13 protein-coding genes are annotated in these 26765 nt (G+C 59.8%); 11 read left to right on the top strand and 2 right to left on the bottom strand.

Going from position 1 to position 26765, the window contains the following annotated elements:
- Together EYB53_RS22125 and EYB53_RS22120 are read right to left on the bottom strand one after the other, a co-directional pair.
- Nucleotides 1-2454, bottom strand: a 2454-nt coding sequence (locus EYB53_RS22125) for an NB-ARC domain-containing protein (RefSeq protein WP_135481173.1), incomplete at its 3' end; no start/stop codon positions are given.
- A gap of 78 nt (nt 2455-2532) precedes the next feature.
- The gene (locus tag EYB53_RS22120) at nt 2533-2808 is read right to left on the bottom strand and encodes a hypothetical protein (RefSeq protein ID WP_135481171.1); all 276 of its coding nucleotides are present in this window, start codon (nt 2806-2808) and stop codon (nt 2533-2535) included.
- Between the two features lie 836 nt (nt 2809-3644).
- On the opposite strand from EYB53_RS22120, the gene EYB53_RS22115 reads away from it, so the two are divergent.
- The 11 genes from EYB53_RS22115 (at nt 3645) to EYB53_RS25740 (ending at nt 26291) form a co-directional block, all read left to right on the top strand.
- A complete protein-coding gene (locus tag EYB53_RS22115) occupies nt 3645-4781 on the top strand; it encodes a TerB family tellurite resistance protein (protein WP_135481168.1) in 1137 nt (378 codons plus the stop codon).
- Nucleotides 4778-6262: a hypothetical protein gene (locus EYB53_RS22110; protein WP_205712729.1), complete on the top strand. Its 1485-nt coding sequence runs from the start codon at nt 4778-4780 to the stop codon at nt 6260-6262. Before EYB53_RS22115 ends, EYB53_RS22110 begins: the two co-directional genes overlap by 4 nt.
- 306 nt (nt 6263-6568) lie before the next feature.
- Entirely contained in the window at nt 6569-9868 is a 3300-nt protein-coding gene (drmD, locus tag EYB53_RS22105) for a DISARM system SNF2-like helicase DrmD (protein ID WP_135481178.1), read from the top strand.
- Between the two features lie 5 nt (nt 9869-9873).
- Complete coding sequence (locus EYB53_RS22100; protein WP_135481165.1) at nt 9874-13950, top strand: Eco57I restriction-modification methylase domain-containing protein; 4077 nt, start codon at nt 9874-9876, stop codon at nt 13948-13950.
- Between the two features lie 225 nt (nt 13951-14175).
- A complete protein-coding gene (locus EYB53_RS22095) occupies nt 14176-14733 on the top strand; it encodes a hypothetical protein (RefSeq protein ID WP_135481162.1) in 558 nt (185 codons plus the stop codon).
- Nucleotides 14734-15225: 492 nt separating this feature from the next.
- On the top strand, nt 15226-15609 hold the full coding sequence (locus EYB53_RS22090) for a hypothetical protein (protein ID WP_135481160.1): 384 nt from the start codon (nt 15226-15228) through the stop codon (nt 15607-15609).
- A gap of 1772 nt (nt 15610-17381) precedes the next feature.
- Nucleotides 17382-20831, top strand: a complete 3450-nt coding sequence (drmA, locus tag EYB53_RS22080) for a DISARM system helicase DrmA (protein ID WP_254151190.1) — start codon at nt 17382-17384, stop codon at nt 20829-20831.
- Between the two features lie 5 nt (nt 20832-20836).
- On the top strand, nt 20837-22654 hold the full coding sequence (gene drmB / locus EYB53_RS22075) for an MrfA Zn-binding domain-containing protein (RefSeq protein WP_135481155.1): 1818 nt from the start codon (nt 20837-20839) through the stop codon (nt 22652-22654).
- Nucleotides 22651-23436 carry a DISARM system phospholipase D-like protein DrmC gene (drmC, locus tag EYB53_RS22070; protein WP_167857547.1) on the top strand — a complete coding sequence of 262 codons (786 nt, stop codon included), beginning with the start codon at nt 22651-22653 and terminating at the stop codon, nt 23434-23436. The genes drmB and drmC overlap by 4 nt, the downstream gene beginning before the upstream one ends.
- 117 nt (nt 23437-23553) lie before the next feature.
- Entirely contained in the window at nt 23554-24453 is a 900-nt protein-coding gene (locus EYB53_RS22065) for a hypothetical protein (RefSeq protein ID WP_135481151.1), read from the top strand.
- A complete protein-coding gene (locus EYB53_RS25740; protein WP_135481148.1) occupies nt 24450-26291 on the top strand; it encodes an SUMF1/EgtB/PvdO family nonheme iron enzyme in 1842 nt (613 codons plus the stop codon). Before EYB53_RS22065 ends, EYB53_RS25740 begins: the two co-directional genes overlap by 4 nt.
- The last annotated feature ends 474 nt before the right edge of the window (nt 26292-26765 follow it).

Raw genomic sequence — 26765 nt, 5'->3', positions numbered from 1 at the left:
GGCGGGTGTCGGGATGCAACCAGCGGCCTGATCCAGCGGTTTTGGGGAGGATACTTTTTTGTTGGAGTATATTGCTACAACTACTCTTTCATAGAGGGATTTTTGCTTAATTTTGTATATAATCCTATTTTGAGATCCAGGAACTATACTGATATCGCTTGCGCTTTTCGGGATATCTCGAAAAACAACTGCAGAAGACCAATGATCATCTTGCCAATCCCACGCTCGAACAACTTTCTCATTACTTGTGACGATAAGGTTCGTGCCATTTTGATTGAGTGCGCACTCCAGGAGTTGATTTTGGGTTGCCCATAGCGAACTTCGCTTGCCAGGCTCAGTATTCCAACTCAGTCCAGTTCGTTCATACACTCTGACCGTTCCACCCGATCCAATCAGTGCCAATACCTGACCATTAGCACTCAGGGCGCACCATGTAAGTTTGGTACGAGGCGCAATCCAAGCCACGTTCGCATTGCGCCAGTTCTGTTCCCCATCCTGTCTTTCCCAGATCTTTATAGAGTTATCGGTTGTCAACAGAACAATGATACGTCCATCATCACTCATGTGACAGACGACTGGTTTGATTCCCGAGCGCAGTTCGAAGAGATCTAGCGGGTCGTCAACGTTTGCCCAGTCCCATACTATAAGTTTGCTATCAGTTACCGCAACAACAATCATGCCATCAGCGCTGATACGACACAATCTAACAATAGCCCCAAGGTTTCTTCGGTCGATTAACTCGCTCTGTTCAACATTGATGGGACGTATAGGGATCAGACAAGGTTTTGTTACATGATCGCGCCAAGTCTGGTCTAATGCATGAAAACCTTCCTGACCAGCAATCCTGCTGTAGATGACGGCCTCTAATGTTTCTACAGCGTGATGACGACAGCGATTTAAGAATAACCGGTCACGATTTATCATGCCTATTAGCGGCTTTAGCCTATCCGAGGTAGAAGGGAATGCTTCGCTGATGCGTTCTACATTACTCCGAAGCACCATCGCTCCATTCATCTTAATCATGGCTGCCAATGAAGATAGATCTGTAAATATCTCCTCTACCCACTCAACGTGTTCACTGCCTATCAGATGATCACTTATATGATCTGAAAAATATTGATGTTTTAAAATAAGCCCACCCCAACTTCGACATGAATTTCGTGCTTGATTTAAGAGTTCTTGGTTCCATATTTTAATCTTATCTGAAACATCCACCCGCACCCATTTCCATAATTCATCGTGTATTTGGACGTATTCTTCTTGTATATCGAAATTAATAAGTGATGCGTTCATTAACCTGAGACACATTAGCTCTATTATCTGAACAGGTAGATCAAACGTGTATTTTAGAGCAATTAAGCTGATTTTAGTACTCCTAGGGAAAATAGACAATTTGCAATAGAAGTAGTCATAAGAAACACTAGAACCGTAGTTTGTTTCTTTATTTAATGCTATCAAACTTTCTTTTACTACTGACGATAGTTTTTCGTCAAGTTTAATACCAGCTTCGAGATACCCCGACACCTTTTTTAGTGCTTTATCAACAGAGCTTTTCGCTTTTATCAAGTTTAAAACATATCCGGATATAATATTAATTAGAAGTGGCCAGTACTCAGACCTTTCAGCTAATTCTTGCAGTTTATTTTGGTACTCACCTTCTTTGATGAATGTTTCACCGCGGTTAATCTCATTTCTTAGGAGCGAAGTGGCTTCAGATAAAGTCATTTTCTTGATTTCAATCGATTCAGCATTTAGAACTTGAGCAACAACTTTTTCTCTTGTTGTCATTACAATAGCGCAATTACTGCCAATTTCAGACAATAATACAACTTCTTCTGTAGTCCATATATTGTCAACAAAAAGGAGCATACGAGTTGGTATTTGTTTGTCTGATAGCCCTTGTGGGGAAACACCTGTGCTGGAAAGAGGAAATGTCTGACGCTTGAGCGCATCGATAAGTTCTTTGCCCTGATCAAGTTTTAATTCCTCTGCTGGAAGCCAAAAGATACGATCTGAAAAATGGTCTTTAACAGACTGTGTATTTCCGATCTGTTGGATTAGCGTTGTTTTTCCTTGTCCGCCAAAGCCGTGCAGAACAATACGAATCGGGCGCTTGCTCTTGGTATCAGTTAGCCGAGCTATTAGGTCGCTGGTTTGGTCTCGCTCTACGTATGTTTCGCGTAGTAGTGGGGGAGGGAAACGCTCTACCAGCGAGACAAGATCTACAATGGGTTCCTGAGCAGAGCTGCCTGGGAGGATGTTGATGGTGGCCCCAGGAAAATTACCACTGAGATTATTCTGGTCACGCCCAACAACCGTTGCCTGCCGTTTATCGATACTGCCCTCAGCGTAATCGCCACCCTGCGTGTTGACGATATGCTGATCAGCCTGAGCAGCAGCATCGCCCTGCTCAGGCTGATCGGGCTGTAAGCTGATATCAGAGTCGCTGGCCATACACGCAGCCTGCTCATACAAGACGCTTTCTGATCTACACGCATTATAGCAAACGGTCGCGGGTTACGCACTCGCTGATCACAACCCCATCTGGCTGGTATCGACAATCAGCCATCTCCCCGCTACGGCATCCCAACGCAACGTATAGGTCACCCGCACGGTGGCCTGCTCCGGCGCGACGGCGCCGGCCTCCTGGTTGCTCCAGGTCTCCTGGGTGACGGCGGTCGCCGTGTCGCCGTTCACAGTGATTGCGCCAATCCCCCAGCGCACCAGGATCGAGCGATGCGGGGCGTTGCGGTGCTGGCGCTCGGCCAGTTCTGCCGCCCGACGCGCGGCGAAGAGGCCTTCCGGCACGGGGAAACAAGGAGCACCTAAAGCGACGTGGTACGCTTTGGGTGTTCTTTGTTTCCCCGGCATTGCCGTATCAAGGTGAGGATAGACTCTGCTGGCTAGTTTATCGGCTATCGGCTATGGCGTGCGGTGTTGTCCGATCAAGGCTCCGGCTAATGGCCTGACGCGTGCAGCCATAGCGGGACGCCAGCTCATTGACGGCCGCGGCGGCGGCGTAGGCCGCGCGGATCTCAGCATCACACAGGGCGAGCACCTGCGTCTCGATATCTGCGTTGGGCGCAGGCTGGGGTCTTTGCCCCGCGCGGCCCATCCCCGCGCCGCGCTGCGTTCAGCGCTCTTCAGGGATTGCCGTGTGATCATGGTGCGCGTCCAGCCGCTTGACCACGTTTCCCTGGCTTCGCGCTCATGACCGTGCCACGCTGGGGACGGCCACACCTCTTTCCGTTTTGCTACCGTGGGCGCTCGCGTTTTAGCCCTCGCCCTTGGGGGCGATCTTGCTGCTTCCCGGTGGGTCTTGGCTGGATCGGCTTTTGCGCTCCATTTCTTGCTGGTTCTTCACACGCTGTTGGTGCATGGTAATGGATCGGTGCTCCCGGTGTGCTATGGTAGCGGGTAAGGAACGTCACGGCGACGCGAGGCGTGCTGTGCAGGGTCATGCGCCATCGTGCTTGGCCGAGCGCGGTGGCGCATCCGGCCAGACCTTGGGTGCTCGGTTGGCGCAGCTGCGAGCCGGTTGATGGTTTCCTTGGCCTGGTTCTGTTCGGTGCTGCATGCGGTGCATCCCTGCGCGACCGGTTCTGGAGGCGTTGCAGGTCATGAGCGAAATGCGAGGAGCTCTCATGAGCGATGATTTTTGGGGGTGGGCTGGCAAGATGATCGGGAAAACCCAGTACCAACTGGAGGAGGGACGCAAGGAAGCCGACCGTTTGACCCGTGAGGCTCAGACCCGCCTTGCGCAAGCCGGGAAGGCGGTCAAGGCGACGACCGCGCAGTTCACGAAGACGGCAGCCGAACAGGCTGCGACGCTCGCGGGAGCCGATTCGCCGGTTGCGCAAGCAGCCGCACACCTCCATCAACAAGTTGCGGGCGGCATGGAGCGCGAGGCGATCAACGTTACCACCCTCCCTGACCATCAGCGGATCGCGTTCGCCGGGGCGCTCTTGGCAATGGCCGCCGCTGATGGTGAGCTTGACAAAGACGAACTCCAGATAATCTTTGACGTCACTGACCTTGATGGCCTTGCGGTGAATTGTCGACGTGTGATCCAGCAGTATCTCATTGAACCGCCGGTCTTCACGGATACCCTGCAGCCCTTTGTGCATGCGACGGAGATGCTGCGCTTTGGCTTGATGCTCAATCTCTGGGAAGTTGCGCTCGCCAACGATCTGGTGTCGCTTGAACAGGAGCACCTCCTCATCACCGCCAAGGAAGAGCTTGCCCTGCGCGATGACCAGTACGTTGCCATCAGAGACTTTGTGACCGAATTGCGCCGCATCCGTGAACGTGGTTTGGATGATAACGCGGCGGCGAAGCTGGTCAAGAATGCAGCCGCAGGCCTGGCCGCCGTAGGTGTCCCGCTTGGGGCCGTCTATCTGTCTGGCTCAGTCATCGGACTCAGCGCTGCCGGGATTACGTCAGGGCTTGCCGCCGTTGGTTTAGGGTTCGGCATGGTGCCAGGGATCGGTGTGGCCGTGTTGCTGGGTTCAGGCATCTTTGTGGGCGTCCGTCGCCTCCTGGATGTGGGCTCGGAGCAGGCGCAGGAGCGCTTGCGGGCAGAAGAGATGCGCAAAGCCCAACTGGTCATTCAGCATCTCCAGGAGGCGATCAATGTGTTGGCTGAGCGGATTGAAGCGTTGCAGGGTGCCGCTACCACCGCTGAGGCGAACCGTGAGGGCATTGTCCAGTTGACAAGACAGATCAAGGCGCTTGAGCAACTCATTGCCCGGCGTAAAGCGATGGAAGAGGCGCTTTCATGAAGGCGTCTACCGCTCTGGACGCTGACCTGCGTGCGGTGTTGCACACCCAACATCATCTCATCCAGACGCTGACGGCCGATCTGGATGGGCTCGATCATGCGCTGGCGGATGGTGTTGACCAGACGCACGCCATCGCAGATCTGGCGCGGCGTCTCCAGGGCATCACGGATGACGTGGCCTGGCTGGAAGCTGACGATCTCACGGGGTTTGACCCCGATGCGATCCTCCGTCTGGCGGCGGAGCGTGCGTCGAAGGTCGACCAGGCACGGGTGCGCCTTGGTACTCACCCGTGGCCCGCCTATGTCCGCCATTGTCAAGCGTCCTTGTTGACCCATGCCGTTGATCCGCTGAGTCCATACGAGGCGTTGTTGACGCTTTCCGATATGCAGCGTTTGCGCGACGAGGCGTATGAGGCCCAGGTACGTTGGGATAACTGGGACTACATCCTCGTTGGCGTGAGTGGCATGCTGGCGGCGCTCACCGATGTGTTGCTGGTGGGGACACCCCAGACCAGTCCGCTGACGGTCTGGCTCAAGCGTTACCATGGTGCAACGGCAGATGATTGGTTTGGTCGGTGGACACGGGCGTGTGAGGTGGCCTGCAAGGTGCCCTACGATGCGCAGGCCGCCCTCGACGGCACACGGGTGCCCGGCATGACGGCACGGTCGCATCGTCTGCAATCCCTCGGGCATGATCCGGTGCTGGGCTTTGTCTTCGGGGTGCTCGACATCCTGCGTGGTACGGTCACGGGTTTTTCGTATGAGCACATGCGTGGGCAGCATCAGTTCGTGATCCTCCCATCGGCAGGTGTAGGCCAGGAGGTCAACCTGATTGCGGCCCTGCTCCGCCATCTGGCCCACCTCGTGACGGACGTTACCACACCGATGGGTCTGCCGCCCCCCCTCCTGGGCCTCTTCCAGGGCATCAATGCGGGGCACTTCGGTTCGAAGGGGCGTACGGTGGGCCAGATCGCCCGCTGGATGTATCTGAACGGCTATGATCTCCGTCATTTCCTGGTTGGGGGGCTCAGTCCGGCCGTGATTGAGATAGTCCTCCGTGCTGGAGTGATGCTCCGCTGCTATGCTGAGCACGGCGAGATGACGCTGGATCTCGCGCAGCATCCCAAGTATCGAACCATGCTCCTGGCGGCGCACGGCATCGCTGCCCTGGCGAATGGGGGCAAGGTTGTGCTCATGCAGGGAAATCCCCTTGCGATCAATCTGGCTCAGTGGTATGCCCTGATCGGGTACATGCTCCCAAGTGTGCGCTTCTGGCTGTTCGATGCGCAGCGTCTCCGTCTGGAACACCTTGCCCAGATCACGACCCCAGACTGGGAGCAACTGGTGCATCAGAGTGCGGCGTTGCTCACGCGGGTTGCCGCCCAGGAAGCGTACGTCGTGACCCTTGGGGAGGCGACCGTGGGCGGCGGTGATCGTGGCGATACGCACCTGGATCCTTGGCCGGGCGAAGCGCTTCCCTGAGCTTGATGAAGATGGGGTGAGCTAGGTGCTATCCTGAGGGTGTTGCGTGGGCTGTATACGATCTCAGGTGGGAGATCAAGGCGCTGGATGGATCGATCTTCACGCTTGCATTCCTTTGCTCCTTATCAGGGTTGGTATGGTAGAATACGGTTACTTTGGATTGATCGCTCAGGCGTCGGCCAAGCGCCCGCTGCTGTGCTTGGCTGATGTCGTTTACCCGTGTTGCGGTGCATCGTGCGCCCCGTTCCGGTGGTGCCCCGCGTGGCGCGGTGGGGCGGCGTCATGCCCAGGAGGCGGATAGTGACGATGCTCGATCTCCCCTCCCACCCTCCCGAGGTGGGACAATTGGTGCATGTGCGGGCCCGTACCTGGCTGGTCGATCAGGTGATCCCGCCGACGGTGCCCGGTCAGACGAGCCGCGTCTGCCTTGCGTGTGCTGATGATGATGCCCAGGGGATGACCCTTGAGGTGCTCTGGGACTATGAATTGGATCGCCAGATCCTCCATGAGGAGCACTGGGCCGAGCTCGCTACGCGGGGCTTCGATCCCCCGGTGCGCTTTGCGGCGTTCCTGCATACGTTGCGCTGGAACTGTGTCACGGCGACCGATCCGACGCTCTTCCAGGCTCCTTTTCGGGCCGGAATCAAGATCGATGCCTACCAGATGGAGCCGCTCCGCAAGGCGCTGCGCTTGCCCCGCGTCAATCTGTTTATCGCCGATGATACGGGCCTCGGCAAGACGATTGAGGCTGGGTTGATCATGCGCGAGTTGCTGCTGCGCAAGAAGGTGCGTACGATGGTCGTGGCGGCCCCGCCGTCAGTGCTGGAGCAGTGGCAGGCAGAGCTCGAAGAGCGCTTTGGGTTGATCTTTGTGCTGCTCGACCGGGCCTATTTGACCCGGATGCGCCGTGAACGGGGCTTTGGGGTCAATCCCTGGCGTACCCATAGCCGCTTCTTGGTCTCGCATCGGTTGTTGGTTGACCCGATCTATGCCGATCCGCTGCGTGAGTGGCTGGGTACGTTTTTGCCGGGAAGTCTGCTGGTGCTCGACGAGGCCCACCACGCCGCCCCTGCCTCGGGCGGGCGCTATGGCATCGAGTCGGGCTTTACCCGCGCGATCCGCGATCTCGCCGGGCGCTTCGAGCATCGCCTCTTCCTCTCGGCAACCCCGCATAATGGTCACTCGAATAGTTTCTCGACCCTGTTGGAACTGCTCGATCCGGTGCGTTTCACCCGTGGGGTGAAGGTGCGCAGCAAGAAGACCCTTGATGAGATCATGGTGCGGCGGCTCAAGGAGGATATTCGCAGCGTGAGTGATGATTTTCCGCGCCGAATTGTGGTGCGGATTGAACTGGACGGCTTGCCTGCCGATGCACCCGAACTGGTGCTTTCCCAGTTGCTCGATCAGTATTGCACGCTGCGTGACCAGCGCTTTGCCACCGCGACCCGCCGCACGCAGACCGCCGCTGGCTTGCTCACGGTCGGTTTGCAACAGCGCTTGCTCTCCTCGATTGAAGCCTTTGCACGGAGTCTGACGGTGCATCGGGCGACGGTTGAGCGTCAATGGGTGCAGCACGAGGCCCTGTCTGCGGCCCAGCAGGCTGCTGCGGATCAGGCCGCCGTGCGCTTTGCAACGCCATCCGATCCCGATGATGAGCGGAGCCTGTGGAGCGCTGACGACGACGAGGCCGCTGAGGCCGCTGAGGTCGCCGCCATTACCGCAGCGGTTGAGGATGCGGCCCTCCCCGCCGCCCAGGATGCAGCGCAGCGCCAGCATGAACTGGCCGTGCTCGATCAGATGCAGCAGATCGCGCAGCACCACCGCACCCAACCCGATGCCAAGACGAGGTACCTGATCGATTGGATTCGCACGCATATGTGCCCCGATCTGCCGCCTTTTGGTGCTGCTGTCACTGACTCCCGTGTGCGTCACCCCGCCCGCTGGAATAATCGTCGGGTGCTGATCTTCACCGAGAACCGTGAGGGCACCAAGCGCTTCCTGCGCACGATCTTGGCCCAGGCTATCGAGGGGAGCGACCGGGCCGACGAGCGGATCGAGGTGATCGATGGGCTGACGAGCAGTACGCGACGGCAGGAGATCCAGCGGCGCTTCAATACCGATCCCGCTGATGACCCACTCCGGATTCTGCTGGCGACCGACGCGGCGCGTGAGGGGTTGAACTTTCAGGCCCACTGCGCCGATCTGTTTCACTTCGATCTGCCCTGGAACCCCGGTCGCATCGAGCAGCGCAACGGGCGGATTGACCGCAAGCTCCAGCCCCAGCCCGAGGTGCGCTGCCACTATTTTGTGCTGCCGCAGCGACGTGAGGATCGGGTGCTGGATGTGCTGGTGCGCAAGACCGAGACGATCAAGCGCGAATTGGGGAGTCTGTCGCAGGTGATTGATGATGAGCTGGAACGTCGGCTGCGCCAGGGCATTCGCCATCACGAGGTGGCCGCGCTGGTGCGTGACTTGGAGCAGGCCGATCTGGAGGCCGTTCGTCGCGAACGTGTGGCCGACGAGCTTGACCTCGCCCGCGAGCGTGAGCACGATCTCCACGCCCAGATCACCCGCTGTCAGACGCTCCTGGAGAAGTCGAAACGTTGGACGGGCTTCGAGGATACGGCGTTCCGTCAGGCGCTCTCGTGTGCGCTCGAAATGTTGGGCGCACCGCCGCTCCAACGCACCACCGATCTCCACGGCCAGGAAGCCTGGCTGATCCCGAACCTCCACGACCGCGCTGCCGCTGATCCCAGTTGGAACGCCACGCTCGATACGCTCCGGGTTCCGCGTGCGGCGACCCAGAATCTGACCGACTGGCGCCGTGAGGCCCCCATCCGTCCGGTGGTGTTCGCCGATGCCGGGGTTTTGACCGAGGCGACGGTGCATCTGCATCTGGAGCATCGGGTTGCGCAGCGGTTGTTGGCGCGGTTCCGCGCCCAGGGCTTTACTGATGATCTGTCACGGGCCTGCCTGTTTCAGTCCAGTGATGCCCTTCCGCGCATCGTGCTGTTCGGTCGCTTGGCCCTCTACGGGCAGGGGGCCGAGCGTTTGCACGAGGAACTGATCGCGGTGACGGCACGCTGGCTCGATCCCACCCAGCGCAGTGGGCCGCTCACGCCCTATGGCCGCGATGGCGAGGCGCGTACGTTACAGATCTTGGACGAGGCGCTCCGCCAAGCTGGGCACCAGACGCCGGGGAGTACCACCCAGCGTCGTCTGCTGGAGACGGCAGCGGCGGACATTGCGGATCTGCAACCACACCTGACGCCACGGGCTGAGCAGGCGGCCGCCGACGCGATAGCGCAACTCCGTCGTCGGGGCGAACGGGAAGCGAGCGATTTGCGCACGACCATTGTGCAGCAGCAGCAGCGGGTGCGGGCCGAATTGGAACGCACGCAGAGCGCGTATGTGCAACTGACGCTTGACTACAATGCCGAGGAGAAGCGCCAGTTTGATCTGGATCGACGCACCTGGGAGCAGCGCCTGGTGAGTTTTGAGCGTGATCTGGCGACGGAGCCGCAACGGGTGCAAGCCTTTTATGAGGTGCGTGCCCGTCGGATTGAGCCGGTTGGGTTGATCTATTTGTGGCCAGAGACGAATTGACGGTTATGCAGAAGTTTGACCCCGCAATCCTGGCGCATCTTGAATGGCTTGGCTTTGTGCGCCCCACGGGCCTGGTGGTCTCGGCCCCGGCCTTGGTGCGCGCTGGGGCGCTGCTGCCACGCAATGACAGTGAGGGGCAACGCCTCCTTGCGGCGTGTGTGGAGGAGTCGCCCAGTGTGGGGCCGCATTGTGCCGATTTCACCCGCTTTGCCCGCGAGGTGTTGGGCTGGAGTTTCTCGCCCAAGGGCTATGCAGGCCACGGGGTGGCTCAGACGCCGATCCCGCCCGAATTGCAGGTGGATCTGCCCGAGTATGGCGAGATCCTGGCCCCCGATCTGGCGGTGCGCGAGCGCGATCCGGCCCCAAACGCCTCGCCTTGGCAACTGGTGGTGCGGGTGCTGCCCACCGGTCAGGCGTTTGATGCGGTCGTGCGTGAACACGGCAAGCTGGAAGCGTCGCCTCACGGACGCATGGAACGCTTGCTGCGCCAGACCGGGGTGAGCGCCGGGTTGCTCTGGAATGGGGTCGCGCTGCGCCTGATCTCGGCCCCACGGGGCGAGAGTTCGGGGTGGCTTGATTTTCGTGTGGCTGAGATGGTGCAGACGGCGGGACGACCGATGGTTGCGGCGTTGCGTCTGCTGCTCAGCGAGCAGCGCTTGCTGGCGTTGCCGCCGAGCGAGCGCCTGGCGGCGCTGTTGGCGGCGAGCCGCTCGTTCCAGAATGAGGTGAGCGAGCGCTTGGCCGAGCAGGTCTTGCACGCGCTCTACGCGCTGCTCCGGGGCTTCCAGGCGGCCAACGCGGACACGCACGGAACCCTGTTGCACGCCCAGTTGCGTGATGACGCCGATGCGGTGTACCGGGGCTTGCTGACGGTGATCCTGCGTCTGGTCTTTCTGCTCTACGCCGAGGAGCGCGATATGCTGCCGAAGGAGGCGACCTGGCAGCAGGGCTACAGCCTGGCCGGGCTCTACGAGCGGCTGCGCGAGGATGCGGCGCTCTACCCCGATACGATGCAGCAGCGCTACGGGGCCTGGGCGCACCTGCTGGTGCTCTTTCGCATGATCCACGATGGGGTTGAGGCCGGGGCGCTGCACCTGCCGCGTCGCCACGGGGTGCTCTTTGATCCTGACCGCTTCCCCTTTCTCGAAGGCCGGGCGACCGGGATGGTGCGCCAGCAGCACCAGCGCATGGTGCCCCCCCGCGTGCCCGATGGCACGGTCTACGAGGCGCTCGAGCAGTTGCTGGTGCTCGATGGCGAGCGGATCTCGTATCGGGCGCTCGATGTTGAGCAGATCGGCTCGGTCTATGAGACGATGATGGGCTTCCGGTTGGAGACCGCCACGGGCCAGGCCCTGGCGATCCGTGCGGGCAAGAAAGGTGGTGCCCCCACGACGATCAGCCTGGATGCGTTGTTGGCAACGCCGTCGGCAAAGCGGGGGCTATGGCTCAGAGAGCAGACCGAGCGCAGTGTGCCCGCCGGGGTCGGCAAGGCGCTGCAAACCGCCACGACTATCGCTGATCTCCACGCTGCGCTGCGCCCCATCGTGGATCTGGCGGCCACGCCGGACATGGTGCCGCCCGGCGCGATGGTGCTGCAACCGAGTGCTGAGCGCCGCCGTTCGGGGTCGCACTATACGCCGCGGGCCTTGACTGAGCCGATTGTGCGGACGACCCTGGAACCGATCCTGGCCCGGTTGCGCGATCCGCAGACCGGCATGCCGTCCCGCCCTGCCGCGATCCTCGACCTGAAGATCTGTGACCCGGCGATGGGGTCGGGCGCGTTCCTGGTCGAAGCGTGCCGTCAACTCGGGGACGCGCTGATTGAAGCATGGCATGTCCACGGGGGCCGCCCGCCGCTACCGCCCGATGAGGATGAGGTCGTCTTTGCGCGCCGCCTGGTGGCGCAGCGTTGTCTCTACGGCGTGGATAAGAATCCGACGGCGGTTGACCTGGCCCGGGTCTCGCTCTGGCTGGTCACGCTCGCCAAAGACCATCCCTTCACGTTTGTGGATCATGCGCTGCGCCACGGCGACTCGCTGGTGGGGTTGTCGTTGCGACAGATCGAGCGCTTTCACTGGCACGCTGACGGTGCGGCGACGCAGGATGACTTCTATACCAGCACGATCCGCCAGCAGGTACGTCAGGTGGCTGACCTGCGCACGCAGATCCGCCACGCCAGCGACGATCTGGACGATGCCGCGCTGCGCACCCTCTGGGGCGCGGCCCAGGACGAACTGAGCCGGGTGCGGCTCTATGGCGACCTGGTGCTGGCCGCCTTCTTTGCGGGGGACAAGCCCAAAACGCGGGAAACCAGGCGCATCGCCTACGCCGAGGAGGTGAAGGAAGATCGCGCCACGGCGCACCTCGCCGACCTGGAAGCGTGGCGACACGCCGAGATGCCGCTGGTGCCCTTCCACTGGGAGATCGAATTCCCCGAGGTCTTCCAGCGAGCGAACCCGGGCTTTGATGCGGTAGTGGGTAACCCGCCGTTTTTAGGAGGAACAAAGATCTCCACCAACTTTGGCGCATCCTATCTGGAATGGCTCCTCAGTTTGCACGAAAGAGCTCACGGCAATGCCGATCTGGTAGCCCACTTTTTCCGGCGTGCGTTCAACCTGTTGCGACAAAACAGCACCGTCGGGTTGATCGCAACCAATACGATTGCCCAGGGCGATACGCGCAGCACGGGCTTGCGCTGGATCTGCGAGCATGGCGGCACGATCTACCATGCCAACAATCGCGTGAAGTGGCCCGGCCTTGCAGCAGTAATTGTCAGTGTGGTGCATATCGCAAAAATCAGCCCATCGGTCACGCTGAGCGCAGCGAAGCGTCCCGCATCCGGAGCCCTTCACTCCGCCTTCGGCTCCGTTCAGGGTGACAGGAAAGACGCATCCGTTCAGGGTGACAGTAATGTGCTTACCCTGCCATCAAAACAACTCGATGGGCGCACGGTCGAGCAGATTACCGCCTTTCTCTTCCATCGCGGCGGAAATGGTGATCCTGTTGCTCTACGCTCAAATGCCGGAATCAGCTTTACAGGTGCGAAAATCTATGGGCAAGGCTTCACTTTTGATGATAGTGATGGAAAAGGCATATCCTCTTCGATCGCAGAGATGCACGCATTGATCGCCAGCAACCCAATCAACCAAGCGGTAATCTTTCCCTATATCGGTGGAGAAGAACTAAATAGTAGTCCCAGCCATACATATCATCGCTATGTAATCAACTTTGGTGAGCGCAGTGAAGAGGAGTGCCGTGAGCGATGGCCAAATTTAATGAAGATCGTTGAAACCAAAGTTAAACCTGAGCGATTAATCCTTAAAGACACTAATGATGGTCTAAAACTTAAAGCAACTTGGTGGCAATTTGGACGAACTCGACAGGAACTCTACACTGCTATCGCTTCGCTCAAGCGCGTGTTGGCAAACTCCCAGGTCAGCGCCCATCTCGCCTTTGCATTTCTGCCAAGTACAATGGTGTATTCTCACGCACTCAACGTCTACCCCCTCCCCACCTACGCCGCCTTCTGCGCACTCCAGTCTAGCCTCCATGAAATCTGGGCACGCTTCTTCGGCTCATCTCTGGAAGACCGGCTTCGCTACACCCCCTCCGACTGCTTCGAAACCTTCCCCTTCCCGGCGGACTGGGCAACGCACCCAGCGCTCGAAGCGGCAGGCCAAGCCTACTACGACTACCGCGCCGCGCTCATGGTGCGCAACAATGAAGGTTTGACCAAAACCTACAACCGCTTCCACGACCCGTACGAACACGACCCCGAGATCGAGCAACTCCGCGCCTTGCACGCCGCGATGGATCGCGCGGTGCTGGCGGCGTATGGCTGGGAGGACATCCCGACCGCCTGCGACTTTCTGCTCGACTACGAGATTGACGAAGCGGAGTGGGGCACCAAGAAGAAGCCGTACCGGTATCGTTGGCCGGACGAGGTACGCGACGAAGTGCTGGCGCGGCTCTTGGAACTCAATGCACGCCGCGCCGAGGAGGAAGCGCTGGCGGGCAAGGGCAAAGCGACGGGCAAGGGGAAGAAGCAGCCAGTGGGGATGCGGGATATGTTTGAAGGATGAGGTCAGAGAGACAGCATATTAGCGACAAGCACACAGACCCGCAATAAAGGTTTGTTATTTTTCGGGCGGTATTCTTCAGTGATATAGGTACTGAAATTTTATAGGGCTTTATGGCTATTGACAATAGCTAGAGAGTTCAACTAAACTGTTATTATTCATTTGAGCGTTTTCAAGCCTCATGTGTTAATGCTTTTTTGGAAATAGATTGTCGCGAGGAGCTACGCAATGAACCGAGATGCAGCAGAAGATGTGAGGAAGAGAATAGCTTCGTTTCAGGAGAAGATTTCGCAACGCTTCCAAGCGGCTCTTCAAGAAGGACTGGTGACTCCTAGAGACATTTCAAAAATCATGGCCGACATGCAGATGAGCGCAGATGCAGTGCTCAGATCTTTGCAAAGCACGACATTGGATAGCGAGTTTCAGGAAGAGTGGCTAAGACGAATTGTCGAGAGCTATGAGGATCGTGTGCTGAAGCAAATCACAGAGATAGAGAATCGAAGATACACATCGAAAGCTCTAGATCAGAGAGTCAGGACAATAAAGGGCCGCATACTGCAGGAATTTAAGCCAGAAACACTTAAAGCACAACCTGCCAAAATCAAAGTGGAGTTTGAGACAGAACTTAAGAGGATAGACAAACAGCTATGGGACGACATTGAAGGTGTTTCGAAAAATCACTCAAAGAGAGCTTCAATTATCGAAGCATCGCTGTCCGAGTACGAAAGTGAGTTAACGCGATTGGCACGTTTAATCCGTCCAAGGATAACGGAAGATGACAATTAAATATATACGGTGACGATATGTTTATTGAAGCATTGGTCAAGTTCGTCATCTTCCTTTTGTTGCTGCCGTTCTGTGTTGGCCTCATATGGTTAATCATATACCAGTTCTTTTCCTATCTGCTGCCCGATAGCGTATCGGGTATACTTGCGAAAGGCATTATCTGGCGACACCATTCTAGCAGCAAACAGATAGCTATTACAGATATATGGGCATCAATGGTGCTTATACTTCTAATTTGGCCATATCTATGGTATTGGTTGATCATATTTGCTGTTGTGTTGACCGTTGCGTTTCTGGTATTTCAATAACTGGCAAGCTTGTTGCTTATCCAGAAAAATCTACCAAATTATGATGAGCATGCCGCATGGTACCTTGAATGGGCTGTAGGCAAAAAGAAAGATACTGGCAGCATTGAGAGCCGCGATGCTGCACTGCACTCAGTTTGACCGTTTTCGGCATCCTCCCACCAGCACGAAGTCAAGGAGTACCACAATGTCGCAAGATCAGACGATGATCCAGGTTGCTGGAACCAACCTCCCTGTTGTGATTAAAGACGTCAGGAATATCGTTCTACAGAGCGCAGAACTCACACAGATTGTGGTGAGTGCCATCACACGCCTTGCTCGCGACGTTATTCAGTCAGGCTTGAGAGAGATCGTGTTAATTATTGACAGTATTCACACCGAAATTGATTTGATTTTTTACAGCGGAAGGCAAAACCGCAAACTTCGTAAATTTAGAATCACAGTGGAAATGTATGATAAAGCTAAAAAGGACGCTGAGAGTTCAAAATATCAATATGATTCCGCCTTCATTGCAGAATGGATCAGAAGGATTGAGGAGGAGTTTTATCGAGAAATGGCTGGCATCAACTAAATCCAGTTATATAGCAACCCTAACGGGTTTGTAAAAGCGGTTGTGTGCTTGCTCGCGGCGACGCCGCGAGCAAGCACACAACACCTTCACAAAGGATGTAGGGTTGCTATAGCATATGTTGGCCATTTCTATGATAAGGTGAACGTCGCTGTGTTAGGGTTAAAGTTTTCGGATTTCTTTGTCGAGAACTTCTCTAGACCAAGCGAATGACTTTCAAGAAACAACGTTATGGATAGATACACTGATGCTATAGGAGATCAAGCTATATGAGCAATGACCGCGACCAGCAGAAATCGATACAGCGGTACGATTTGTCTAGAATTGGCGATACTGTAGTTCACAGTTTAGTCAAGACTACCGAAGTAATCCGGACAGAAGCTGAGATTACGATTCACAAGGCAAACATATGGGGGTGTTTGCAGCAAATCGAAGCAGATCTAATCCTAGAACGAATTTACGGCTTGTCTTCTCGACGAAAGCGTTGATTTTCACAACCAAAGGAGCCACGGGTTCTCCAAGCCTCGTGACAACTAACTCAATTTGGACATTCGCCGCATCTTGAAGACAGAGTTAGTCGTGTTCTATTTCATATTATGCCTTTCAGTATTGCTACTTGGCCCATTTGGCTATGTCTGGTTAAAGCTGTACCAAAGTCGCCACGACTTCAATTTGCCCAATTGGGTTTCAGGTATCCTAGCACAAGGAGTCATATCATTTCACCAAATTAGAACAGGGAATACACGTTTCGTTGATCTGTTATTTTCGGGAATTGTAATCGCAACATTTATTTCGTCCATCCTTTTTGCATGTTCAGTGCCTCATTGGTTGGTGAAATTTCCTACCAATGTTCTCGTATCCCCACTTGATTCACCGACCCCGGTTACTTCCACAATTCGAACATCACACCCTTCTCCAACTCCAACAACCAACATCTGTTTTATCCATAATAACACCGAAAGATATAACCAAGTCAATATCCGATCAGATCCAAGACTAACGGCTCAGGTATTGGGGACGTACACAAATGGGACACGCTTACGTATAATCAATAGTGATCAGGTACGCCGTGATAGCTATACCTGGATAGAAGTCCAAATAATGGATGACCAGGTCATAGGATGGATCGTCAGGTCAAAGATTCGCTGTTAATCGCCTTATTTCGATCGCAAAGCCATCTTAGTACTACAACGAGATTTTGTTTTGCCGCATCAGCGACCCGTACCCCTATCACCCTGAGTATCTGATGACCCGGCGGTGGGACAGTGGCACTTGCGAAACCCGTTTGCCATTCCGAATGCAGGCGAAGTGAGAAATCTTTGCTGTAATCCAATACCCATCCGTTTCTGAAGAGCGGAGGCGCAGCCGGAGCGAAGAGTCTCGGCATAGCATCAAGAGCCGGGATTCCTCGCTGTGTTCGGAATGACAGCAGTGGCTGAGCGCAAACCTGTCACCCCGAGTATCTTATGGCCCGCGGGCCAGTGGTGTGGAGAGAAACCGTGCCGGTGCGGAGCCTGCACGGTCACCCCGAACGGAGTGAGGGGTCTTCCGTGCGGATCAGGGCAGATTCCTCACTCCGCTCCGCTCCGTTCGGAATGACAGAGGACACGCTGGAGCCGACAACACGGTTTGTTTCTTAGGAGCGAACGCTCGGGATCCCGGCACCCGGGCCGCCCGATCCGGGATCCCGAGCACAGCGACGAATGACAAGCTTTTGGTGCTATCCATACACCACACTTTAAGCGGAACGTACTTGACACATTCCGCACTTTACTATGATGATAACTTCTACCACCGAACTCACCATACCCTCTCTCGCCGTGCGCGCCCAACTCATCGAGGCGCTCCACCTCGACCTGGTTGGCCCCTCCGCCGGGCACGCGCTGACTGCCGAGCAGCTACCTGAACATGTGCGCCCGGCCACCTGGTACCTGACTGGCTTCCTCATCCCCTCTGGTACGCCCGCTGAACAGGCCAGCGATCCCGATGAGGATGACGAGGCCGAAACGGTGCCGACGCAGACGGGGATCGACCAGGAAGCCAACGACGACCGGCGGGCCGCCAAAAAAGGCTTCTTTCCGTCCTCAATCGGCTTGACGTTTCTTGTTGCGGCACCAACCCAGGCGCTCCAGGTCATTGTTCGCTGGGGCGACTACCACCTGGTGCCGCTGGAGGATGCGCCGGAAGTGGAGCCCGCCCCCGACGCGCCCACCCAGGCAGGCAAGGAGCCCACCAGCAAGGCCGCCTCCCAGGTCTGGCAGCGCACCCAGCGCGAGGAGTTGATCCGCGTGACGCTGACGGGCCAGGCGCACCCCGCCCAGGACGTTCCGCACTCCCATGGGCTCCAGTATCAGGTGATCGAGCGTCCGCTTGACCTGAGCGGGATGGCCCTCCCATTGCCACCGGGCACGCGCTCGGTGTCGGTCTACGTGATCAACAATCGCACCCATCATCCTGATCAGCCCGATACGCGCTATGCGTTCCAGGCGCAGATCGAGGTGATGGCGGATCACCCCTTTGTGCCCCGGCCCAATCTCAGCGGGATCCAAGCCGAAGCGTGGGACGATATGGTCGCTGATCTGCATTATGCGGATGTCCCCGAATATGCGGTTGGTCACGGGGTGGCGGCGGATTGGGCGCTGACCGATGGGCGCTGTCAGCGCATGTGGAGCACCTGGATACCACGGGCGAGCGTGGAGAAAACCGAGACGGTCGATGTGCCCGAGGTTGAGGTGCGCATGGATGTGCTGGGAGCCTTGCGTGATGGGGACGCCGCCGTGGCAGCCTTAGGGCCGTTGGTGGCGGCCTACCGGGCATGGATAGGGCAGCAGCAGGCCGCAACGACGACGCTGCGCGACCTTCGCCGCGAAACTGCCGCCACCCTGCTGCACCATGCCGCGCTGGCCGCAACCCGGATTGAACGCGGGATTCAGCTGTTAGCCCACACCCCTGACGCGCTTGATGCGTTCTGCACTGCCAACCGCGCCGTCGCCCGTGCGTTGACCCAGCGCCTGGGCATCGCGCAGCCGCGCTGGCGCGCCTTCCAACTTGCCTTCATCCTGCTCAACCTGCCTGGCCTGGCGGATCCGCTTGACCAGGATCGCGGGAGCGCAGATCTGTTGTTCTTCCCCACTGGCGGGGGCAAAACCGAGGCCTACCTGGGCCTGGCCGCCTTTGCAATGGTGCTGCGGCGCCTGCGGCAGCCCGGCGACGCGGGTACGGCCGGGCTTGGCGTGAGTGTCATCATGCGCTATACGCTCCGGCTGCTCACCCTCGATCAGCTCTCGCGGGCGGCGGGTCTGGTGTGCGCCCTGGAACTCGAGCGGGCAGCGGCACCAGATCGGTATGGACGATGGCCGTTTGAAATTGGCCTCTGGGTGGGCAAAGCGGCCACCCCCAACATGCTCGGCGAGAAGGGCGACAAACGCGATGATACCGCCCGCGCCTTGGTGCGCCGCTATCAGAGCAACCCGAAGGGCAATCCCTCGCCCATCCCGCTGGAGAATTGTCCCTGGTGCAATACGCGCTTCACCACATCCTCCTTTAGCCTACGCCCCAATGCCGATAAACCGACCGAACTGCGCATTGTCTGTAGCGATTTTACGTGCGACTTTTCCGGGGCCCGTCCATTGCCCATTGTCGCCGTGGACGAGATGATCTATCGGCGCTTGCCGGCGTTCCTGATCGCCACCGTGGACAAGTTCGCCAGCCTGCCCTGGGTCGGCCCCAGTGGGGCGCTGCTCGGCGGCGCGGATCGCTATGATGCCAGTGGGTTTTACGGCGCGTCCGAACCGAAGCGCGGCCAGCCGCTTGGTGTGCCACTGGCCCCGCCTGACCTGATTATCCAGGACGAGTTGCACCTGATCTCCGGCCCGCTCGGCACGATGGCCGGGCTGTACGAAACCGCGATTGATGCCCTCTGCACCCGCACCATTGACGGCCAAGCCGTCGGCCCGAAGATCATCGCCTCGACCGCGACCGTGCGGCGGGCGCAGGATCAGATCCTAGCGCTGTTCGGTCGCACGCCAACGCATATCTTCCCCCCACCGGGGCCGGATCGCCACGATGCGTTTTTTGCGCGCACCGCGCCGAGCCATGAACGCCCGGCCCGCCAGTATCTGGGCATTGCCGCCCAGGGCCGCAGCCCCAAGGTCATGATGCGCAAAGTGTGGCTCGCCCTGATGGGGGCAGCCCAGCGGGCCTACCTTGACGCCGGTGGTGATCGCACCATCCCGAATCCTGCTGACCCGTACATGACCGTGCTGGGCTACTTCAACAACCTGCGCGAATTGGGCGGGGCGCGGCGCATCCTCGAAGAAGAAGTCCAAACGACGGTCAAGAGCTATGGCCGCCGCATGCGCGTCAATGAAACCCAAGGCCTCTTTGCCGACCGTCCCCGGTTTAGCGAGGTGATCGAACTGACGTCCCGCGTCGCGACGAATCAGGTGGCTGATGCGCGGCGGCGGTTAGACTTACCCTTCCACCACCTGCAAGACCGGGTGGATTGTGCGCTCGCCACCAACATGATCTCGGTGGGCCTCGACATCCAGCGGCTCGGCCTGATGCTCGTGATTGGGCAGCCCATGCTTACTGCGGAGTACATTCAGGCCACCAGCCGGGTTGGGCGCGATGATCGCCGCCCTGGCCTGGTGGTCACCCTGCTCAATGTCCATAAACCGCGTGACCGTTCGCATTACGAACGCTTCCGCACCTACCACGAAACCTTCTACCGCTCGGTGGAGGCCAGTAGTGTCACCCCCTTCGCGGCCCGTGCGCTCGACCGGGGCTTTGCCGGGGCACTGGTGGCGCTGGCCCGCCATAGCCATCCCGACCTGACGCCCCCGCGTGGGGTCGAGCAGGTGGCCGTTGTGCGTGCGGCCATCGAGCACACGCTGATGACGGTGTTTCGCGACCGGATCGCTCGCCAGGAGTTTGCCGACGTGCAAGAGCGTGATGAGCGCCTGCTGGCGGTGCAGAACCGGATCGTGGATCTGCTCGATGCATGGCAAACGATCATCGCGACCTACCACGATGCGGGGGTCGCCGTGCAGTACCAACCATTTGAGACGCGTAGTTCGGCGAAACCCCTGTTGCGGAACACCCTTGAGCAGCAGTTCGCGTCGGAGCACGAACGCAAATTCCGGGCCAGCCGCTCACTGCGTGATGTCGAGCCAGACGTCAACCTGTTCCTGCGTGATGTGAACAACCAACCGGTGGAGGACTAATCCCTATGGCTAAGAAAGCCCACGGACAACTGCGCCAGGGTCAACTGCTGACCACCTATGGCCCAGGGGCGCTCTTCGACCTGCCGCGCCACGCTGCAATGGTGGGCGGGTTGGACAGTTGGCCCCGGCCGAGTGCGCTGGAGGAGATCAGCGAGCCGCGCTTGGCCCGCACGGTGCAACAGATCACCGGTGTGGTCAACCCCACGCTCTATGCGCCGCCCGCAGCCGAAGAATCACCGGGCGCAACCCCGCTGGGCATTGTCGTCTACCGCTTCCCTGAGTGGTTCGTGGTGCAGGAGGATGCCGCCCCCGGTGAGCAAACCCGGTCGCGACGCCTGGTGCGGCGCCAGGCGCTGGACGCAAACAAAACCACCTTTGATCGCAAGCCGGTCGTCGCGACCCGCTTCGTCGTGGCCTGCGCACACGGTCACCTTGATGATCTCGACTGGCGCTACTTTATTCACCGGGGCCGCACCGACTGTCGGCGGCAACTCTGGCTTGACGAACAGGGCACCAGTGGCGACCTGGCGGATCTCACCGCCCGGTGCGAGTGTGGCAAATCGCGCAGAATGTCCGACGCCTCGGATCGCACGCTCAAGGCGTTGGGCCCCTGCCAAGGGCGGCGACCGTGGCTGGGGCCACACAGCGATGAAGCGTGCCACGAACCCGCACGCCTGCTCATTCGTACGGCCTCGAATGCCTACTTTCCCCAGGTACTGACGGTGCTCTCCCTGCCCGAGCCCCCGAACAGCGTTGATCGGGTCGTGCACGAACTCTGGGACGATCTCAGTGCGGTGGAAGATGCCGGCGATCTCAAGGTCTTCAAAAAGAAGCCGACCGTTGCCGCCAAACTTGTGCCCTTCACCGATGAAGACGTGCTTGCCGCGATTGATCGCACGCGACGGGGCGTTCTGATCAAGGAAAAGGCGATCAAGCCAGCGGAGCTAGACGCCATCCTCGCGGTGCCAACGGGGTACGGCGATGACGTGCCCCTCGACGAGGATTTTCATGCGCGGCGGCTCCCTGACCATGTCTGGCGGCGCGGATCGGCGAGTGCCACCATCGAAGCGGTGTACCAACTCCACCGTCTACGTGAGGTGATGGCCCTGATTGGCTTCACCCGCTTTGAAGCGATTGCCCCCGACATCAACGGTGAATACGACCAGGAGGTCGAGCGGGCTCCGCTTGCCCTAGAGCCGAGTTGGTTTCCTGCCGTGGAGAACCGGGGGGAGGGCATCTTCATCCAGGTGCGGGCACAAGCCGTGGCACACTGGCTGCAGCGCCCGGCGGTGATGCAGCGGCTCCATGCGCTCCAAGCGGGCCATGACCAGTGGCAAACACGACGGAAGACCCAACTCCCCTTTCCTGGTGGCCCCTACATCTTGCTGCACACGCTCGCGCACATGCTGCTGCAATCGCTGGCCCTGCGCTGTGGCTATCCGATGAGTGCGATCCGCGAGCGGATCTACGTGGATCACGACGAGGCGCGGTATGGCCTGTTGCTCTACACGGGCAGCCCCGACGCCAGCGGCACGCTCGGTGGCCTGGTGCAGCAGGCCCGGGCCATCGAGGAACATCTTGGCGCTGCGCTGCGCACCGGCATGCTCTGTTCCAACGACCCGATCTGTGCCCAGCACACCCCGGATGATCGCCTCGAAGGACGGTGGCTGCTCGGTGCGGCGTGCCATGGATGTACCCTGATTGGCGAATCATCGTGCGAAATGCGGAACGACTACCTCGACCGGGCGCTCGTCGTGCCGGTGCTGGGGCTCGAAGGGGCCGCCTTCTTCACGCATATGCTCCCTGGCACGGCAACGCTATGAACGACCTGCTGATTGATCTCCCATCCGACACGCGGATCAAACTGATCGCGGCCCTCGAGAGCGGCTATCTCGATCTCCAGCCGAGCGTCACGCGACTGCGGGCTGCCCTCGGACGGATCGAGCAGGCCGAGGCACTGGCTGACGCCCTGGGCGCGTGGCATGCGCTGGGCATGAGTCCGCGTGGCGCCGCCGCAGCGCTGCGGGCGATTGACCGCACCGTAGCCCGTCAGCGCAAGCCCGATCTGGTGCTTTCTGGCTTGCAGATCCCAGGGGTCTTTGCGCGGGACACCCGCATGGTCTTCGCCGAACTGCTCGGCTCGGCTGAACGCAGCGTCTGGCTGAGTAGCTTCGTCTACGTCAATGGGCCAAAGGTCTTTGCGCGGCTGGCCCAACGCATGGAAGAGCGCCCGGAACTCGTGGTCAACCTGCTGCTCAACATCCAGCGGCGCTGGGGCGACACCACCAAAAGCGAGCACCTCGTCAACGCCTTCGCGCAGACCTTTTGGCAGCAGGCCTGGCCGGGGCAGCGCCGTCCGCACGTCTACTACGACCCGCGCTCGCTCGATCACGACACGCCCGGCGACCGCGCCGTGCTGCACGCCAAGGCGGTCGTGGTAGACGACGAGGCCCTCTTTATCACCTCGGCCAACCTGACCGAAGCCGCCAGCGAACGGAACATCGAAATGGGCCTCCTGCTCCGCGACCGCACCATGGCCCTGACCGTCGTGCTCTACTTTCAACGCCTGATCGCCAGCGAACACCTGCGCCTGCTGCCGGGGTGAGCGCTGGCCGCGCACGACGGGGGAGCCGTCGCCGAAAGAGCGCACCTCCACACCAGCCGGAACGCGATGATGCGAGTACAATACGCTCAGATGGAGCCATCACGTGATGAGGATAGCATGAACAATACCGAAGCACGAACCTTGATCGCCGGGGCTTTGCTTGTCGGTGTGAGTGCCTTGCCCCTGGGGAGTTTTGTCGCCGGGGTCACGGGTGGGATCGGGGGGAATTGGGTGGCCGAGGCTCTGGGTGGCGTCATGCGTGCCCCTGCGCCCGAACCCGCGTTAGGGCAGGTCTTTGCGCACGCGTTGCGGCGTGCGGTGATCACCCTGCGGCGTGACTATCAGCGCACCTTCGGCCTGGTTGAGGAACCGAGTGCCTTTGCGTTGCTGCACGCGAGCAGTGCCGACCTGGCGGCGACGCCGCCGCTGCGCGAGGTGAGCACCCTGGTGGAGGCCCAGGCCACCCTGGTGCGTGGCCTGGACGCGTTGCTGCACGGACACCATGAACGTCAGGTGGCCCTGCTCAAAGCGCAGGTGCTCGAACAGACCACCCGGGCGTTTCACGACGAACTGGCGAGCAATCCCGAGGCCTGGCGGCTCTTTCAGGGGTGGGTGCTCCAACGCCTCCTGCAGCAAAGTACGGCCCTCCAGGAGGAACTGCGGCGGTTGCCTGCGTACCGCGCACGCCTCGAAGATCCTGCCCCTCCGATGTCCGCGTTTGACGCTATGGCTGAGCAGCTTGATCTTGCGCTGGCAGCGTTCCGGGATGACCTGCAACGGATGGCGTCCAGCGCAACGCCGCCCGCGCCGGTCACGCAGATCGGCAGGGTGAACATTGGCCCCGGAGCCACCCTGCATCACACCGGCGCCATCGTTGGGGGCAACAGCTATCGTGTCCAGGGGCCGCTCATCCTCGGTGGAGTCACCAGTGCCCGCGATACCCTGATCGCCGGGCACGATCAGACGGGGGCCTCGGCTGAGGCTCCCCCACCGCCATCGCCGGAGGCCGAGCCATGAGCGCCGTTGCGCTTGCCCGTCTGCGGGCGGAATTGGCTGCCCTTGAGGCCCAGTTTATGGCAATTCAGGAGCAGGATCTTCCTGACGCCATGGCGTCGTTGTGGCCGCGCATCGATGCGTTGCGCCAGGCCGTGACGGCGCTGGAACGCAGCACGCCAGCGGTGCCCCCGAGCACGCAGATCGGTGCGATCAACATTGGCCCTGGGGCGTCGCTAGCGCAGACGGGCGCCCTCGTTGCGGGTGATCAGTACATCACCACCTATACCACCCACCACTATCGCCAGCAGGTTGAGGCCTATGTGGCGCTGTTACAGCAGTTGGGTGCTGAAAGCCCCGACCACCCGGTCGAAGCACCGGGGGACACCTTGCCCACCGATCAGGTGCGGCATCTGATGGCGGCTGCACTGATGGCGTGGGAGCCCCCGCTGCCTGGTGAAGCGTCCTTTGATCTGATGACCCAGCGCAGCATGGTCGCGTCCATGCTGGTGCCGCTGGTCACCTGGCCGTATCAACGGCTCCCCTTTCTGTGGAGTCTGGTGCCGATTCACCTGGGATCGCCTGCGTTGGCCGAACTGATGATGACGGTACGGAAGACCTGTGCCCGGGCCCCGCTGCTGCCCCAGCGTGAGCGCGAAGCCCAGGCCCTGGATCACCTGATCGAGGCGTTAGCGCATCCTCGGTATGCCGATGGCGTACGCAAGCTCTTGACGCATCTGGCCTATACCCCCGAAGGGCGACGGGCGCTCGGCGTAGCACTGGCCCAACGGCAACGTCAGCACCCGGAAGCGCCCTTCCCCCCTGCGCTTGCGTTCTTGGCCGTGGGGTTCCTCACCTCTGCGACCGGGGCCGGGGTGGCCCTGGTGGTCTATCATGCCCTGCGCTCTGCTGCCAAGCCGCCGTCGCCGGGACGTGACCCTGAGCCGGCATCGGATGCTGCACGACCGGGAGACGCCGCACGGTGGGATCCGACGATGATCCCGGTCAGCACCGCCGCGTGGCGCACAGAGATCCAGCGACGCACGACGGTCTTTGGTGCCCCTGAGGGCTACTTCTGCGTTGTCCGTGCCGGTACGTATCGTATTGGTGGCTGGGAGCCAGGTGCAGCGAGTGCGAAGTTGGCCGTCCCCGCCTTCTGGATGGCCCGGGTGCCCATCACCGTTGCCCAATTCGCCGCCTTCATGGAGGCCGGTGGCTACCGGACGCCTGATTGGTGGACGCGGGCAGGCTGGCAGTGGCGTCAGCGAAGCAAGCGGACGGAACCATATTCCTGGGATCAGCCAGGGTATCGTGCCCCCACCCAACCAGTCGTCGGTATTGTGTGGTATGAAGCACGGGCCTACTGCACCTGGTTGACGGCCGCGCTGCGGAGCAGCCTGCCTGACGGTCTGGCAGTGCGCCTGCCCACCGAGGCCGAATGGGAAGTGGCCGCCGCGTACGATGCCGATGGTCGCCGCCATCCCTTCCCCTGGGGCGAGGCCCCGCTCACCCCGGAGCGAGCGGTCTATGGTGGCGACGCTCATGGTCATGCGCACCCCGCACGGGTTGGGTCGTGCCCCACCGGAGCCGCCGCATGTGGAGCGCTTGATCTGGTTGGCAATGCCTGGGAACTCACCACCAGTGCGTATGATGACTATCCGGCCCAGGCGAACCGTGGCACTGAACGCTTTACAGATAAGGACTCGGTTCCCTGGCGAGGTGGGTCGTGGTTTCAGAATAGGACAAATGTTCGCTGCGGGGCGCGGTACTGGATCCGTCCCAACCACTGGAGCGGCGGCCAGGGTTTTCGGGTGGTGGCGGCCCCCCTTGTTCGCACGGATGTCCTGAATTCTGTTTTCTGAAACCTGTGTGCTGCGTTGCTGTTTCCTTCTGGGGCGATGCATGTGTCAAGGGTTTTCCCTCGCCACATCCGCGATTTTTTTGTTGGGGCACGGCGACGCCGTGCCCGTGGGATGCCGCAGGGCGGGGGCAATCCCTGGGGCGTGTGCCATGCCCATAGGCCGTGACCCAAGCTTCGGGGCACCAGCCGCATGAAGTGGTAAACATCCGTGACCTTTTTCGCACACGTTGCCCACGCCCCGCTTGCTCCGCCCCGGCCATGCGGTATCATGGGCACCAACGACGCGGGCCGTTGCCCCACGCGGCTGATCATGGCCCCAGCCCCGCGACGCCGTCGGCGGCCCCGCCCGCGCGTCCGTGCAGGCGGCGTGCGCAATCGTGCAACCCGAGGACATCACCCGTGCCTGCACCACCCTTCCCTCAACTGACGACCACCCTCCCCAATGGGGTCGTGGCAACCGTGGAGGCCGCGCCGC

The organism is Candidatus Chloroploca mongolica (genome assembly GCF_004762035.2).
GTDB classification, from domain to species: Bacteria; Chloroflexota; Chloroflexia; order Chloroflexales; family Chloroflexaceae; genus Chloroploca; species Chloroploca mongolica.
The sequence above is the reverse complement of the archived record's forward strand: the minus strand, read 5'-3'. Positions and strand labels throughout refer to the sequence as shown.

Bases quoted from the DNA above. Each gene is read 5' to 3' on its own strand.
- EYB53_RS22115 (WP_135481168.1), top strand. From the start codon at position 3,645: ATGAGCGATGATTTTTGGGGGTGGGCTGGCAAGATGATCGGGAAAACC.
- EYB53_RS22110 (WP_205712729.1), top strand. From the start codon at position 4,778: ATGAAGGCGTCTACCGCTCTGGACGCTGACCTGCGTGCGGTGTTGCAC.
- drmD (WP_135481178.1), top strand. From the start codon at position 6,569: ATGCTCGATCTCCCCTCCCACCCTCCCGAGGTGGGACAATTGGTGCAT.
- EYB53_RS22100 (WP_135481165.1), top strand. From the start codon at position 9,874: ATGCAGAAGTTTGACCCCGCAATCCTGGCGCATCTTGAATGGCTTGGC.
- EYB53_RS22095 (WP_135481162.1), top strand. From the start codon at position 14,176: ATGAACCGAGATGCAGCAGAAGATGTGAGGAAGAGAATAGCTTCGTTT.
- EYB53_RS22090 (WP_135481160.1), top strand. From the start codon at position 15,226: ATGTCGCAAGATCAGACGATGATCCAGGTTGCTGGAACCAACCTCCCT.
- drmA (WP_254151190.1), top strand. From the start codon at position 17,382: ATGATGATAACTTCTACCACCGAACTCACCATACCCTCTCTCGCCGTG.
- drmB (WP_135481155.1), top strand. From the start codon at position 20,837: ATGGCTAAGAAAGCCCACGGACAACTGCGCCAGGGTCAACTGCTGACC.
- drmC (WP_167857547.1), top strand. From the start codon at position 22,651: ATGAACGACCTGCTGATTGATCTCCCATCCGACACGCGGATCAAACTG.
- EYB53_RS22065 (WP_135481151.1), top strand. From the start codon at position 23,554: ATGAACAATACCGAAGCACGAACCTTGATCGCCGGGGCTTTGCTTGTC.
- EYB53_RS25740 (WP_135481148.1), top strand. From the start codon at position 24,450: ATGAGCGCCGTTGCGCTTGCCCGTCTGCGGGCGGAATTGGCTGCCCTT.